Source organism: Streptomyces sp. NPDC005408 (assembly GCF_040606445.1).
In the GTDB taxonomy this organism is placed as follows: domain Bacteria; phylum Actinomycetota; class Actinomycetes; order Streptomycetales; family Streptomycetaceae; genus Streptomyces.
The window spans coordinates 107,135-121,342 of record NZ_JBEXEX010000022.1 but is presented as its reverse complement, the minus strand read 5'-3'; the positions used below and the strand labels follow the sequence as shown (position 1 = coordinate 121,342).

14 protein-coding genes and 1 riboswitch are annotated in these 14,208 nt (G+C 70.6%); of the genes, 5 read left to right on the top strand and 9 right to left on the bottom strand.

What is annotated here, in order from left to right:
- Positions 1–218 precede the first annotated feature (218 nt).
- From ABZS64_RS21770 to ABZS64_RS21760, 3 genes are all read left to right on the top strand, one after another.
- A complete protein-coding gene (locus ABZS64_RS21770) occupies positions 219–725 on the top strand; it encodes a GNAT family N-acetyltransferase (protein ID WP_355831936.1) in 507 nt (168 codons plus the stop codon).
- Between the two features lie 34 nt (positions 726–759).
- Positions 760–903, top strand: a riboswitch (cobalamin riboswitch).
- Positions 904–1,030: 127 nt separating this feature from the next.
- Positions 1,031–3,397, top strand: a complete 2,367-nt coding sequence (locus ABZS64_RS21765; protein WP_355831933.1) for a ribonucleoside-diphosphate reductase subunit alpha — start codon at positions 1,031–1,033, stop codon at positions 3,395–3,397.
- Positions 3,397–4,410: a ribonucleotide-diphosphate reductase subunit beta gene (locus ABZS64_RS21760; protein ID WP_355831930.1), complete on the top strand. Its 1,014-nt coding sequence runs from the start codon at positions 3,397–3,399 to the stop codon at positions 4,408–4,410. Before ABZS64_RS21765 ends, ABZS64_RS21760 begins: the two co-directional genes overlap by 1 nt.
- A gap of 149 nt (positions 4,411–4,559) precedes the next feature.
- Here ABZS64_RS21760 and ABZS64_RS21755 read toward each other — a convergent pair whose 3' ends face one another.
- Positions 4,560–4,850, bottom strand: coding sequence for a hypothetical protein (locus tag ABZS64_RS21755; protein WP_355831927.1), 291 nt, complete (start codon positions 4,848–4,850; stop codon positions 4,560–4,562).
- An 82-nt stretch (positions 4,851–4,932) separates the two neighbouring features.
- Between ABZS64_RS21755 and ABZS64_RS21750 the strand changes: the two genes are divergently transcribed.
- Entirely contained in the window at positions 4,933–5,901 is a 969-nt protein-coding gene (locus ABZS64_RS21750; RefSeq protein WP_355831924.1) for a helix-turn-helix domain-containing protein, read from the top strand.
- Between the two features lie 19 nt (positions 5,902–5,920).
- Here ABZS64_RS21750 and def read toward each other — a convergent pair whose 3' ends face one another.
- The 8 genes from def to ABZS64_RS21710 all read right to left on the bottom strand — a co-directional run bounded on the left by def (position 5,921) and on the right by ABZS64_RS21710 (position 13,420).
- Positions 5,921–6,550 carry a peptide deformylase gene (gene def, locus ABZS64_RS21745; protein ID WP_355831922.1) on the bottom strand — a complete coding sequence of 210 codons (630 nt, stop codon included), beginning with the start codon at positions 6,548–6,550 and terminating at the stop codon, positions 5,921–5,923.
- Between the two features lie 59 nt (positions 6,551–6,609).
- Entirely contained in the window at positions 6,610–7,590 is a 981-nt protein-coding gene (locus ABZS64_RS21740; protein ID WP_355831955.1) for a hypothetical protein, read from the bottom strand.
- A gap of 105 nt (positions 7,591–7,695) precedes the next feature.
- Complete coding sequence (locus ABZS64_RS21735; RefSeq protein ID WP_355831952.1) at positions 7,696–8,904, bottom strand: HD domain-containing protein; 1,209 nt, start codon at positions 8,902–8,904, stop codon at positions 7,696–7,698.
- A 47-nt stretch (positions 8,905–8,951) separates the two neighbouring features.
- A complete protein-coding gene (locus ABZS64_RS21730; RefSeq protein WP_355831919.1) occupies positions 8,952–10,328 on the bottom strand; it encodes an HD-GYP domain-containing protein in 1,377 nt (458 codons plus the stop codon).
- Positions 10,329–10,497: 169 nt separating this feature from the next.
- The gene (gene rsrA / locus ABZS64_RS21725) at positions 10,498–10,818 is read right to left on the bottom strand and encodes a mycothiol system anti-sigma-R factor (RefSeq protein ID WP_355831917.1); all 321 of its coding nucleotides are present in this window, start codon (positions 10,816–10,818) and stop codon (positions 10,498–10,500) included.
- The gene (locus tag ABZS64_RS21720) at positions 10,815–11,480 is read right to left on the bottom strand and encodes a sigma-70 family RNA polymerase sigma factor (RefSeq protein ID WP_355831914.1); all 666 of its coding nucleotides are present in this window, start codon (positions 11,478–11,480) and stop codon (positions 10,815–10,817) included. Before ABZS64_RS21720 ends, rsrA begins: the two co-directional genes overlap by 4 nt.
- Positions 11,481–11,717: 237 nt before the next feature.
- Complete coding sequence (locus tag ABZS64_RS21715; RefSeq protein ID WP_355831911.1) at positions 11,718–12,353, bottom strand: alpha/beta family hydrolase; 636 nt, start codon at positions 12,351–12,353, stop codon at positions 11,718–11,720.
- Positions 12,354–12,604: 251 nt separating this feature from the next.
- Entirely contained in the window at positions 12,605–13,420 is an 816-nt protein-coding gene (locus ABZS64_RS21710; protein ID WP_355831908.1) for an SOS response-associated peptidase, read from the bottom strand.
- A gap of 49 nt (positions 13,421–13,469) precedes the next feature.
- Between ABZS64_RS21710 and ABZS64_RS21705 the strand changes: the two genes are divergently transcribed.
- Positions 13,470–14,186 carry a M50 family metallopeptidase gene (locus ABZS64_RS21705; protein ID WP_355831905.1) on the top strand — a complete coding sequence of 239 codons (717 nt, stop codon included), beginning with the start codon at positions 13,470–13,472 and terminating at the stop codon, positions 14,184–14,186.
- Positions 14,187–14,208 lie beyond the last annotated feature (22 nt).

Genomic DNA, 14,208 nt, shown 5'->3' with positions numbered 1-14,208 from the left:
CGAGCCGCACATCCAGCCCGTCCGGCGTTTGAGGACATGCCCGAAGGGCGTAAGGGGGGCTTGGGGGCGGAGCCCCCAGTTCGCGCCGCGAAGCGGGCGCAGGGGTCTGGGGGCCTGCCCCCCCCACGCGGCGGAGCCGCAAACTGTCACAGCGGGAAGGGGCGGGGTGGGGAAAAATCCCCCGCCCCGAACCCCGGCCGTGCCGCACACTCCCCCACATGGACATCACCACCCGCCCCGCCTCCCCCCACGAATACGCCGCCCTCGGCCATCTCACCGCCGATGCCTATCTCCTCGACGGGCTCCTCGACTTCGGCGAGAGCGACGAGTACCTCGACACCCTGCGCGACGTCGCCGCGCGCGCCGGCGACGCCGATGCCGAAGTCCTCGTCGCCGTCGACGGATCCGGCGCGCTCCTCGGCGGAGTGACCTTCGTCTCCGGCAGCGGCCCGTGGGCCGACATCGCAGGCCCCGGCGAGGCCGAGTTCCGTATGCTCGCCGTCGCGCGAGACGCCCGCGGCCGCGGCGTCGGCGAGGCCCTCGTGCGCGCCTGCGTCGACCGCGCGCGAGCCACCGACGGCTGCGTGCGCCTCGTGCTGTCCACGCAGCGCACCATGCTCGCCGCCCACCGGATCTACGAGCGCCTCGGCTTCGTCCGTACGCCTGTGCGGGACTGGGAGCCCGTCCCCGGGATCACGCTCCTCACTTACGCCTTGGAGCTATAGCCGCCACGACACAACATGTGGTGGGTGCGGCAACTCCCCGCCCCCACATGTATGCTCGTGCTCGCTGTCGCCGCAGGGGAATCCGGTGCGAATCCGGAACTGTCCCGCAACGGTGTGATGTGGTGCGCTTTGTCGTACCCCACTAGTCCGAAGACCTGCCGACGGTGCATCCGGCTCGACCGAACCGGGTGCCGAGACGTCCGGGCCCCGCGGTTGGGCCGGTGGACGCGGTGAGCCGTCCCCCGTGACGTGCGCCCGTGGCCCCTCCCCCCGCCGGCCCAGAGCCGAGCGAGGGAGAGCACCACGTGACCATCGCGCCAGCCGATCCGGCTTCAGGCATCTCCGAGCAGGTGGCCGACGGCCCCGGGACCGCGCTTCTGCGGACCCTGACCGATCTCACCGCCGATCTGCCCGACACCGACCCTGGCCGTGTCGCTGCCGCCGCGCTGCGCGGCCGGCATGCCGGTTCGGACGCGGCCGAGCTGCGGAGCCTCGCCACCGACGCTGCCGCGGGGCTGATCTCCGAGGATCCGGCCTACTCCCGGCTCGCCGCCCGTCTGCTGACCCGTCATATCGCCGACGAGGCAGCCGGACAGGGCTCCGTCGCCTTCTCCGCCTCGGTCGCGGTCGGGCACCGCGAGGGCCTGATCGCCGACCGCACCGCCCAGTTCGTGACGCTGCACGCCGACCGGCTGGACAGCCTCATCAACCTGGACGCGGACGACCGCTTCGGCTACTTCGGTCTGCGTACCCTCTACAGCCGCTATCTGCTGCGCCACCCGATCACCCGTCAGGTGATCGAGACCCCCCAGCACTTCATGCTGCGCATCGCCTCCGGCCTCGCCGAGGACAACTCGACCCGCGCCCTGGACGAGGTCGCCGCGCTGTACGGGCTGATGAGCAGGCTCGACTACCTTCCCTCGTCCCCCACGCTCTTCAACTCCGGCACCCGTCACCCGCAGATGTCGTCCTGCTACCTGCTTGACTCGCCGCTGGACGAGCTCGACTCGATCTACGACCGGTACCACCAGGTCGCGCGCCTGTCGAAGCACGCGGGCGGCATCGGCCTCTCGTACTCCCGTATCCGCGCCCGCGGTTCGCTGATCCGCGGCACCAACGGGCACTCCAACGGCATCGTGCCGTTCCTGAAGACCCTCGATGCCTCGGTCGCCGCCGTGAACCAGGGCGGCCGGCGCAAGGGCGCGGCCGCGATCTACCTGGAGACCTGGCACGCGGACATCGAGGAGTTCCTGGAGCTGCGCGACAACACCGGTGAGGACGCGCGGCGTACGCACAACCTCAACCTCGCGCACTGGATCCCGGACGAGTTCATGCGCCGCGTCGAGGCCGACGCCGACTGGTCGCTGTTCTCGCCCGCCGATGTGCCGGACCTTGTCGACCTGTGGGGCGACGAGTTCGACGCCGCGTACCGCAAGGCCGAGGCCGGCGGTCTGGCCCGCAAGGCCATCCCGGCGCGTGAGCTGTACGGCCGGATGATGCGCACGCTCGCGCAGACCGGCAACGGCTGGATGACCTTCAAGGACGCCTCCAACCGCACCGCCAACCAGACCGCCGAGCCGGGCCGGGTCGTCCACTCCTCGAACCTGTGCACCGAGATCCTCGAGGTCACGGACGACGGCGAGACGGCCGTCTGCAACCTCGGTTCAGTCAACCTGGGTTCGTTCGTGGCGGGCGACGGCATCGACTGGGAGCGCCTCGACGAGACCGTCCGTACCGCCGTGACCTTCCTCGACCGGGTCGTCGACATCAACTTCTACCCGACCGAGCAGGCCGGGCGTTCCAACGCCAAGTGGCGTCCGGTCGGCCTGGGCGCGATGGGCCTCCAGGACGTCTTCTTCAAGCTGCGCCTGCCCTTCGACTCCCCCGAGGCGAAGGCGCTCTCCACGAAGATCGCCGAGCGGATCATGCTCGCCGCGTACGAGGCGTCCTGCGCGCTCGCCGAGCGCAACGGCCCGCTGCCCGCCTGGTCCGAGACCCGCGCGGCCCGTGGCGTACTGCACCCCGACCACTACGACGTCGAGCTCAACTGGCCCGAGCGCTGGGACGCCCTGCGCGCGCGGGTGGCGAAGAGCGGCATGCGCAACTCGCTCCTCCTCGCCATCGCGCCGACCGCCACCATCGCCTCGATCGCGGGCGTGTACGAGTGCATCGAGCCGCAGGTCTCCAACCTCTTCAAGCGCGAGACGCTGAGCGGTGAGTTCCTCCAGGTCAACGCCTACCTGGTGGAGGAGCTGAAGAAGCTCGGCGTATGGGACGCGCAGACCCGTGAGGCGCTGCGCGAGTCCAGCGGCTCGGTGCAGGGCTTCAACTGGATCCCGGCCGACGTCCGCGCGCTGTACCGCACGGCGTGGGAGATCTCGCAGCGCGGCCTGATCGACATGGCCGCCGCCCGCACCCCCTTCCTGGACCAGTCGCAGTCGCTGAACCTGTTCCTGGAGACGCCGACCATCGGCAAGCTCAGCTCGATGTACGCGTACGCCTGGAAGCAGGGCCTGAAGACGACGTACTACCTGCGCTCCCGCCCGGCGACCCGGATCGCCCGCGCGGCCCAGTCGCAGGCAACCATCCCCGTGCAGCAGGCCGGCGCGCCCGACGCCGACGCGATCGCCTGCTCCCTCGAAAACCCCGAGTCCTGCGAGGCCTGCCAGTAATGACCGCCGAGAACAAGAACCTGCTGGACCCGGGCTTCGAGCTGACCCTGCGTCCGATGCGCTACCCGGACTTCTACGAGCGCTACCGCGACGCGATCAAGAACACGTGGACCGTCGAGGAGGTCGACCTCCACTCCGACGTCTCCGACCTCGCCAAGCTCACGCCGGGTGAGCAGCACATGATCGGCCGGCTGGTCGCGTTCTTCGCGACCGGCGACTCGATCGTCTCAAACAACCTGGTGCTGACGCTCTACAAGCACATCAACTCCCCAGAGGCGCGGCTCTACTTGAGCCGTCAGCTGTTCGAGGAGGCCGTGCACGTCCAGTTCTATCTGACGCTGCTCGACACCTACCTCCCCGATCCGGACGACCGCGCGGCCGCCTTCGACGCGGTCGAGGAGATCCCGTCCATCCGCGAGAAGGCGCAGTTCTGCTTCAAGTGGATGGACTCGGTCGAGAAGATCGACCGGCTGGAGACCAAGACCGACCGCCGCCGTTTCCTGCTGAATCTGATCTGCTTCGCGGCCTGCATCGAGGGGCTGTTCTTCTACGGCGCGTTCGCGTACGTCTACTGGTTCCGCTCCCGCGGCCTGCTGCACGGCCTGGCCACCGGCACCAACTGGGTCTTCCGTGACGAGACCATGCACATGAACTTCGCCTTCGAGGTCGTGGACACGGTCCGCAAGGAGGAGCCGGAGCTCTTCGACGACGAACTCCAGCAGCAGGTCACCGACATGCTGAAGGAGGCAGTCGAGGCGGAGCTGCAATTCGGCCGCGATCTGTGCGGCGACGGTCTGCCGGGCATGAACACCGAGTCGATGCGGGAGTACCTGCAGTGCGTCGCCGACCAGCGGCTCACCCGTCTCGGGTTCGCCCCGGTGTACGGCTCGGAGAATCCGTTCTCCTTCATGGAGCTGCAGGGCGTCCAGGAGCTGACGAACTTCTTCGAGCGCCGTCCGTCCGCCTACCAGGTGGCGGTCGAGGGCTCGGTCGGCTTCGACGACGACTTCTAGACCTCGTAGATCTCTCCCGACACGGGGGGGGACGGGAGAACAGCCGGGCGGATGCGTACGCGCATCCGCCCGGCCTTGTCATTTCTCGTACGGGGCGCAGTCCTCGGCGACGGTGGTGGTCGAGGGCTCGCGTCGTGGCAGGCGAGCCGTCAGCCCGCATTGCAGGTGGCCTTCACCGCTCCCGCGTCCTGGCGCGAGCGGGGCCTGGACTTAGGGCTCACGGTCACCCGCGGCGGGATCGGCGCACTGATCTGGGAACGACTCCTGGCCGCACGCAGCTCGGCCTGACGCACCCTGGCCCGGCGCAGATCCGCCCTGCCCAGCTCCGCCTCACGCAGCTCGCGGTCGATGATCCGCTCCCTGGCCTGCCCCACCAGCGCGGGAAGAAGGATGAGCCCCATGAGGGCGATGACGAAGAGGTAGTCGAGGAATGTGTTCATGTCCTTCACTGTCGTCCTCGCGCGCCAAAGAAGTCAGTGGCAGGACTGTCATAATTCATCGAATTACTGCCACACTGGTTCCATGCTGAAAAATGTGGCCGCCGTCCTCCTCGAGGACGTGCATCCCTTCGAGCTCGGGGTCCTCTGCGAGGTCTTCGGCCTCGACCGCAGCGACGACGGACTGCCCGTGTACGACTTCGCGGCGGTCTCCGCCGAGGGCCCCGTCCTGCCCACCCACGCCGGGTTCACGATCAGCACTCCGTACGGCCTCGAACGGCTGGAGGACGCTGATCTCATCGCCATCCCCACCGGCGGCTCGTACCCGACCCGCGAGTATCCCGAGGAGCTGCTCGACGCGCTGCGCCGCGCGGTCGACCGGGGCGCCCGGGTCATGAGCGTCTGCACCGGCGCCTTCGTCCTCGGCGCCGCCGGACTGCTCGACGGACGGCGCTGCACAACCCACTGGCGGCACGCCCAGGCCCTGGCCCAGCGCCATCCACGGGCCCTCGTCGACCCCGATGTGCTGTACGTCGACGAGGGGCCTGTGATCACCTCGGCCGGCACAGCGGCGGCGATCGACGCCTGCCTCCATGTCGTACGCCAGGAGCACGGCCCCGAGATCGCCAACCAGATCGCCCGCCGCATGGTGGTGCCGCCGCACCGCGACGGCGGCCAGGCGCAGTACATCGACCGCCCGCTGCCGCGCACCTCGTGCGACACGGTCGGTGAGGTCCTGGCCTGGATGGAGCGGCATCTGGACCTGGAGCTGACCGTCGAGCAGCTCGCCGCCCGGGCCCATATGTCGCCGCGCACCTTCGCCCGCCGCTTCCAGCAGGAGACGGGCACGACTCCCTACCGCTGGCTGCTGCGCCAACGGGTGCTGCTGTCACAGGAGTTGCTGGAGACGACGGACGAGACGGTGGACGCGATCGCGGGCCGCGCGGGATTCGGCAATGCGGCCGGACTGCGCCACCACTTCCTCCGTACGCTCGGCACCACGCCGAACGCCTACCGCCGCACCTTCCGGGGCGCGCTGCACGACGTCGCCTGACGCATCGCCCGTGGCGGGATCAGTCGTTCGGGACGGTCTCGTAGCGCGGCGTGCCCTCTTCCATCTGCCGCAGCGCGTCCTTGCGGTCCCGCTTGGAGAGCCGGTCGATGTACAGGTAGCCGTACAGATGGTCCGTCTCGTGCTGGAGGCAGCGGGCGAAGTATCCCGTGCCGCGCACCTTGACCGGGTTGCCCTCGGCGTCCTGGCCGCGCACCACCGCGTAGTCGGGGCGGGCCAGCGAGGCGTAGGCCGTCGGGACGGAGAGGCAGCCCTCGTTGGAGTCGTCGAGGACGCGCAGCTCCGGCGGCAGCTCCTCCAGGACCGGGTTGCACACGACACCGGTGTGACGTGCGCCGTCGTCGTCCGGGCAGTCGTACACGAAGACCTTGAGGTCCACGCCGATCTGGTTGGCGGCCAGGCCCACGCCCTCCGCCGCCTTCTGGCTGGCGAACATGTCGTCGATCAGCGCCGCGAGCTTGTCGTCGAACTCGGTGACGTCCTTGCACTCCTTGTGGAGCACGGGGTTGCCGACGACCGTGATCGGGCGCGCCGTGCCGCGCTCGCGGTACGCCAGCTCGCGCTCCTCGCAGTTCTCCGTGTCGACGACGAAGCCGTCGTTCACCTGCTCGTCCGTCTGCTGCTGCGCCATGTCCGCTTCTGCGCCTTCCTGAATACCCGAATCGATCCCGTACAGCCTACGGCCAGTGGTCAGCAGACTTCTTCGAGATCCCGCCACTCACGGGCGTCCGGGCTGTCGGCGACCCAGCCGTCCAGCAGGCCCCGCACCAGTCCCGCGGGGGCGGCGATCCCGCACTCGCGCTCCGGGGACCACAGATCGCCCGCGGTGCGGTGGCCCAGCGGGCCAGGGTGACCCGGCTCACTGTGGTCGTGCGGGTCCAGGTGCTCGCCCTCGCCCTCGGCGCTGGGCATCCGGCTCTCGGAACACGACCGGCACAGCAGCCGCACCGACGAGGACCAGTCCTCGGCGGCGAAACCGGCATCGGACGCGAGCTGCTCCAGGGCGTCCCGGTCGGCCTCGGTCGCGGCTTCGAGCAGGACCACCCACGTGGGTACGGGCGAGGGCGCCCAGAGCTCGATCTCGTCGAAGACGGGGTACGAGGGGCCTGCGGTGGTGGTCCGTTCGCCGTGCGGGACGCCGTCGTGCAGGACGACCTCGCCCCAGCGCCGCCCGGAGGACGGCAGCGGGATCGAGAGCACTTCTATGCGCGCCGGGTCGAGCCTGCGGCCCCACACCACCTCGGCCTCGCCCTCGGGCGACAGCCGTACGGCGGCGCTGCCGAGCTCCATGCCGACCGGTTCGCCGTTCGCGGCGGCCGCGCCGGGCACCTTGAGTCCGTACGCCTGCCAGGAGCGGCGGGCCAGCGGCCAGTCCTGCAGGGCGGTGGCGGCGATTCCGACGTTCCACCAGTCGGGGGCGCCGGTCTCCTTGTCCAGGAGCGCGACGGCCCGCAGGCCGGCGGCGCGCGCCTGCTCCCAGTCGTGCCGGAACTTGTGCAGAAGTGCAAGGTTGAACCAGGACTCCGAAAGCCAGGGCTCAAGGTCCGCCGCCCGTGTGAGCAACGCGCCCGCGTCCTCGTACCGGCCGTCGCCGATCAGCGTGAACGCGCGGTCGGTGGCCTGCCGCCAAGAGGCGGAGGGCCGATGCCGTACCTTCCCGAAGATCCTCACGATTCCCGCCTGCCGGTCGCTCGGGTCACTGCCCCCGGACACCTGTTTTGTGCCTTCCTTCGCATCCAACCATGCCGAGATGGAGGCTCGCTCATTACCCATGGGTTACCCAGGCTGCACAGGGGCCAGACCGCCTCGGGCGAGGACTCTGGCGAGCGATTCGACCACCTCCGGCTGGTAGTCCCGCCCGGTGCCGAGGCGCAGCTGTTCGAGTGCGCCGAGCGCTCCGCCCGCTGTTCCTCCGCTTCCCCCGGTCAGATCGTCGTATGCGTTGACGGCGCGGACGATCCGGGCGGGCAGCGGCTGTTCGCGGTACGGATCGGCCTGCATCTCGACTACGACGGCCACGGCGGCCGGGACGCCGGTCTGGCGTACGACCGCGCCCCCCAGCAGGGCGATCCGCCGCTGCTCGGCGACGGGCAGCAGGGCGGTGGCCCCTTCCGGGACGGGATCGACGAGCGAGAGCTGCCCGATGTCGTGCATCAGGGCCGCGTATTCCAGAACGGTCAGATCGGGGCCCGAGAGCCCCAGCTCGCGCCCCACGGCCGTGGAGAGCGCCGCGACCCGGCGGGCGTGCCCCGGCTGGGTGTATCCGGCGATCTCGGTGGACCTGGCGAGGGAGGCGATGGTCTGCAGGTACGTGGTGCGCACGGCGGCGTACCGGCGGAAGGACAACTGGGTCAGCAGCAGCGGCACACAGAACACGGGCAGCGCCCAGAGTCCGGCGACGGCGACGGAGAGGGCCATCACGGCCCCGGTCGCGCAGACGGCGGACCCGATGCCGATGAGGGCGCGGAGCTCGTCGCGCAGCAGCGGTGGGTACGGGAAGCGGGTGCGGGTGTGCAGCATCGCGGCGGCGAGGACGGCGTCGCACAGGGCGGTCAGGAGGAGCAGCAGGATGAGGAAGAGCGCGTAGTACGCCCCGTGCCCGACCCAGCGCTCCAACTGGCCGGAGTTGTACAGCGGTTGGAAACACGCGGCGGCGAACCCGACGGTCAGCACGCGCCGCGCCACATGATCGAGCGCGGGCCCGCTCCCCCGCGCCACATGGGGCACGGCCCCGGCGAGCGCGGCCGCGACGACGACGGAGACGACCTGCAGCACGCCGTGCGTCGTGGGCCGCCCGGCGCACTCGCCGAGCAGCGCGTACGCGAGGGCCCCCGCGGCTCCGAGCGGCGCGGGCTCCCGCTCCCCGGGCAGGGCCCCCCACCGGGCCAGCTCCCCGACGGCTATGAACGCCCCGAAGGCCAGGGCGTTGCCGGGCTGCTCAAGCCCCTGCCACAGAGTCCACGCCAGGGCCCCAGCGGTCAGCACGGCGGCGGCGACGCACACGCCCCGGACGCCGAACCCGACTGCGGGGCTCACCCCGGCCCGTCCGCGCGGTCGTCGCGCCCCCGCATCGCCACCCGTACCGGCTCCGACTGTGCCGGGACGTTTCCCCGCGCCGCCGGCGGTGCGCCCGGCTCGTCCGAGGTGACCGCCGTCTCCCAGCCGTGCCGCGTGAGCGCCCGCGCCAGCGCCCGGACCATCTGCGGGTCGAACTGCGTCCCCGCGCACCGCTTCAGCTCCTCCAGAGCCGCAGCCACCGGCCGCGCCCGCCGGTAGGAGCGCGTCGACGTCATCGCGTCGAACGCGTCCGCAACCGCCACCACCCGCGCGAACTCCGGGATCTGCCGCCCGACAAGCCCGTACGGATAGCCGCTGCCGTCCAGCCGCTCGTGGTGGTGCAGGATCGCCGCCCGTGCCTCTCCCAGGAATCCGATCCCGCGCACCATTTCGTGCCCGTACTCCGGATGCAGCTCGATCACCCGCCGTTCCTGCGGCGTCAGCGGACCGTCCTTGCGCAGCACCCGCGTCGGCACACCCAGCTTGCCCACGTCGTGCAGGATCCCGGCGAACCTGAGCACTTCGAGACGCCCCTCGTCCATGCTCAGTTCGCGCGCGATGAGCACGGACGCGCGCCCCACCCGCTCGCTGTGCCCGCGGGTGTACTTGTCCTTGAGGTCCACCGCCTGCACCAGCGCCCGGATCGTCGCCTGATGCGCGGCCCGCTCGCGGTGGTACTGGGCGAAGATCCAGCAGGAGATGTACATCGGCAGCAGGACGAACAGCGCGGACAGCGGCCCGTACGGGCTGCGCCACAGCACCGCCATCATCAGCCCGGCGAGCCCGTGCACGAGGTGCGTCGCGAGCGAGCGCAGCAGCAGCCCGCGCCAGGCGCTGCGTACGGGCAGCCGCTCCGCGGTGGCGAGGATGCCGCCGTCGAGCGCGGTCAGCACCAGACAGAAGGCGAGGGCCCCGGCCGCGGCGGGCAGCAGCGCGTACGGGAAGTCGGGGGCCCGCAGCGTCCGCTCACCGCCGAGCAGCAGATACGCCTGCGCCGCGCCCCACGTCGCGAGCGAGAGCTGCGCCGCGCGCCAGATGCGCCGTACGCCCTCGGGCCGCTGGTCCACCCGCCCCAGCAGCGCCCCCGGCACGGCGACGAGCGTGGCCGCGGCGGGCGGCAGCAGAAAGGCCGCGGCGAGCAGTACGGGGAAGAAGGACCCGGCGCCCACCGGCACGGAGTCGCCGACGTAGCGGCAACGGGCGGGCAGCTCGCACACCGCGTACAGACCCGCGAGCATCAGCACCGCGCTCCAGGAAACGGGGGCACCGGTCCGCAGTGGCAGCGCGCAGGCCGCAGCGCAGAGCACGGCTACGAGAATGTACGCACGTGCCGCCGTCGGTATGGCCGTCACCGCCCGCCCCTTCCTCAAATCGAGCGCCAGGCTAGCGAGTTGAGGCGTGAACGGCGGGCGGTTGCGCTCTATTCGCACCCACGGGTGACACGCGGGTGAACATACGAACAGGGCGCGCCGCGACATCCGCGGCGCGCCCTGCACTCGTGTACGAGAGCTACGAGAGCTTCTACTCCTTGGCGAGGCCCGGAAGCTCGGCTCCGGTGATCGTCACATCCTGCTCGGGCACGGCCTGCCCCGAGCGGATCAGATCGATGCGCCCCATGACCTTGGCCCGCAGATCGCTGGGCACGTCGTCATGTCCGCAGCAACGCTTGACCAGCTTCTTCACGGCCTTCTCAAGGCCGTACTTCTCCAGGCACGGCGAGCACTCCTCGAAGTGCACCTCGAACTTCGTGCAGTCGCTGTCGGGCATCTCCCGGTCGAGAAACTCATAGAGATGGTCCAGGACCTCTGAGCAGTCCGTCTCGTGCGGCTCTCCGCAGCTCATGAGCCCGAGCCTTTCGCGTCGTTCGACTCCCCCGCACCGGCCGGGACGAGTCCGCGCTCGCGCGCGTAGTCCTCGAGCATGCCGCGCAGTTGGCGACGGCCCCGGTGCAGGCGGGACATCACCGTCCCGATGGGTGTTCCCATGATGTCCGCGATCTCCTTGTACGCAAAGCCCTCTACGTCGGCGAGATAGACCGCGATACGGAACTCCTCGGGAATAGCCTGCAGCGCTGCCTTCACGTCCGAGTCCGGCAGGTGGTCGAGAGCCTGCGACTCGGCGGAGCGCAGCCCTGTCGACATGTGCGACTCGGCGCGCGCCAGCTGCCAGTCCTCGATCTCCTCGGCGGCGCTGCGCTGGGGCTCGCGCTGCTTCTTGCGGTACGAGTTGATAAAGGTGTTCGTGAGAATCCGGTACAGCCACGCCTTGAGGTTCGTGCCCTCGCGGAACTGGTGGAAGGATCCGTACGCCTTGGCATACGTCTCCTGCACAAGATCCTCGGCATCGGCCGGATTGCGCGTCATGCGCAGCGCGGCCGAGTACATCTGGTCCAGGAAGCCGAGAGCGTCCCGCTCGAAACGGGCATTGCGCTCGGCAGTCGTCTCCTCGGACTGCTCCGCCTGGCCGTCGTCGGTCCCTGCGTCGGTCCCAGTGACCGGACCCACCTCCTCCAACGCTGTGGCGAGACCGAATGCGGACCCGCTCGAATCGGAGGATAGACGACGATCCGCTCCGCCCGCCGCCCGGACAGGGGCGGTCTTGGCCGCGGAAAGCACCGTCCACTCCAGGTCAGCGGCGTGCGAGCGGCTCGGGCAGATGGTCGAACCCATGCGGCGGACTCCCTACTCCATGCTCAGGTGACTGACGTTCCGACATCCGCCACAACAGTGCATGCGCGCGCATCATTCCCGGAGCCCGCGCGTCCAGATCCGGACCGCGTCCGTGATGGTTCTCATACTCTCACTCTCCGTGACCCCGGCGCGCTTGGGGACGGCGAACCCGTGATCTCCGTACGGGACTTCCACGAGCTCGTACGCCCCTTCGGGGAACTCCGCGGGCTTCCCGAAGGGATCATTGCCCCCCTGTACGACGAGGGTCGGCACCCCGGCTCCCAGGAGCTCGTCGGCGCGGGACTTCTCGGGCCTGCCGGGCGGATGCAGCGGAAAACTGAGCGCGAGGATGCCGACGGCCCCGAGCTCGGTCGCGGTCCGGCAGGCCACGCGGGCCCCGGCGCTGCGGCCTCCGGCGACGACGGGCAGCCCAGGCTTCTCCAGCGCGGGCCAGATGCCGCGCCACCCGAGGTCGAGCGTCTTCGGCGCCGGAGCGAGCTTCTTCCCGGCCACCCGCCACGGCTGCTCCACCAGCACGACGCTGACCCCGTCCGCGGTCAGCGCATGGGCGACGGCCTGCAGATCCCGTGCCTCGATCCCGCCCCCGGCCCCATGACTGAGCCCCAGCACCAGCCGGGCCTGCTTGGCGGGATACCAGGTGACCCGCCCCTCACCGGCGTCCGTCTCCACGATCTCAATCCGACTCACGCCTCCATCCTGCCGCGCGCCGGGCCCGCGAGACGGACGCGCCGCGAGCCGAAACCGGCGTACAGCGGTTCGGGCCCCGGCGACACGAGGCCGACGCCCCCGCCCCCCGCGACGCGAGGGCAACGTGCAGCGGGCTCCCCGCGACGCGAGGCCGACGTGCAGCTGGTCCCCCGCGACGCGAGGCCGACGTGCAGCTGGTCCCCCGCGACGCGAGGGCAACGTGCAGCTGGTCCCCCGCGACGCGAGGCCGGTCAGAACAGCGTGGTCTCCTCCGGCGCCGCCAGTTCCTCCAGCAGCTCCGGCCCGTTGTTCCTCACGTTGCTCACCGCCGTCGTCACCGCATACGCCCGCATCAGCCCCTCCGGCGGCGGCTCCAGCATCCCCCGCAGCTCCTCCACGTCCGTCCGTGACGGGTCCAGCCACGCGTCCCACCGGTCCGGCGTCAGCATCAGCGGCATCCGCGGGTGGATGTCCGAGAGCGACCTGGGGCCGTCCGCCGGGGCCACCCCCAGCGGCCCCTTCTCCGCCTCGGTCGTGATCACCGAGCACGTCACCCACCACGCCTGCGGATGATCGTCCGGCAGCGTCCGGTCCCGCCAGAACTCGTACAGCCCCGCCATCGCGAACACCGACCCGTCCGCCGGCGTCACGAAATACGGCTGCTTCCGCGGCCGCTTCTTCTTGCCCTCGACCTCGAGCTCCCGCTCCCCGGCCCCGGTCACCCACTCGTAATAGCCGTCCGCTGGCAGAATGCAGCGCCGCGAGACGAAGGGCTTACGGAAGGACGGCTTCTCGTGAATCGTCTCCGCCCGCGCGTTGATCATCCGGGCCGCACCCTCGGGCGACTTGGCCCATGACGGCACCAGCCCCCACTTCAGCGCCCGCAGCTGGCGAACCGGACGCGGATCTCCGGCGTCTTTCACCGGACGCTCGAGAATCGCGAAGACCTCCTTCGTGGGGGCCACGTTCCAGTCGGGCGCCAGCGTCTCCTCCGGCTCCCACTTCTCGACCTCGAAGAGTCCCGTGAGGTCCTCGGGCCTACGACTCGCTGCATACCGTCCGCACATGAGTGCCAGACTGCCACTCCCGCCCGCCGCCCGAGGAGCCGCCCGAGAAATGGCCATCACACAGTCCGCCACCGATCTGTGGGACCGCGTCTTCGGCTCCCAGCCCGCCCCCGACAAATGGCTTGTCATGGTCGCCGGGGTGATCGCCCTCGGTGCCGTCGTCCCCCACCCGATATGGCGGATCTCGCGCAACGCCATCACCATCGCCCACGAGGGCGGCCACGGCCTCGTCGCCCTGCTCACCGGCCGCCGCCTCGACGGCATCCGCCTGCACTCCGACACCAGCGGTCTGACGGTCAGCCGCGGCAGGCCCACCGGCCTCGGCATGATCCTGACGGCCGCCGCGGGCTACACCGCGCCGCCCCTTCTCGGCCTCGGCGGCGCCTGGCTGCTCGCCGCGCACCACATCACACTGCTGCTCTGGCTGGCCACCGCCCTGCTCATAGCGATGCTGGTGATGATCCGCAACGCGTACGGGGCGCTCACCGTGATCCTCACCGGCGCCACTTTCCTTCTCATCTCGTGGCTGACAGAACCCGGCGTACAGGCCGCCTTCGCCTACGCCGCCGTCTGGTTCCTGCTGCTCGGCGGCGTACGGCCGGCCTTCGAGCTCCAGTCGAAGCGCCGCCACGGCGGGGCCCCCGACTCGGACGCCGACCAGCTGTCCCGGCTGACGCATGTACCGGCCGCGATGTGGCTGTTCCTCTTCCATGCCGTGTCACTGTGTTCACTGATCGGCGGCGGCCGCTGGCTGCTCGGCCTGTGAACCTGACCGGCCAAGCCCCCTA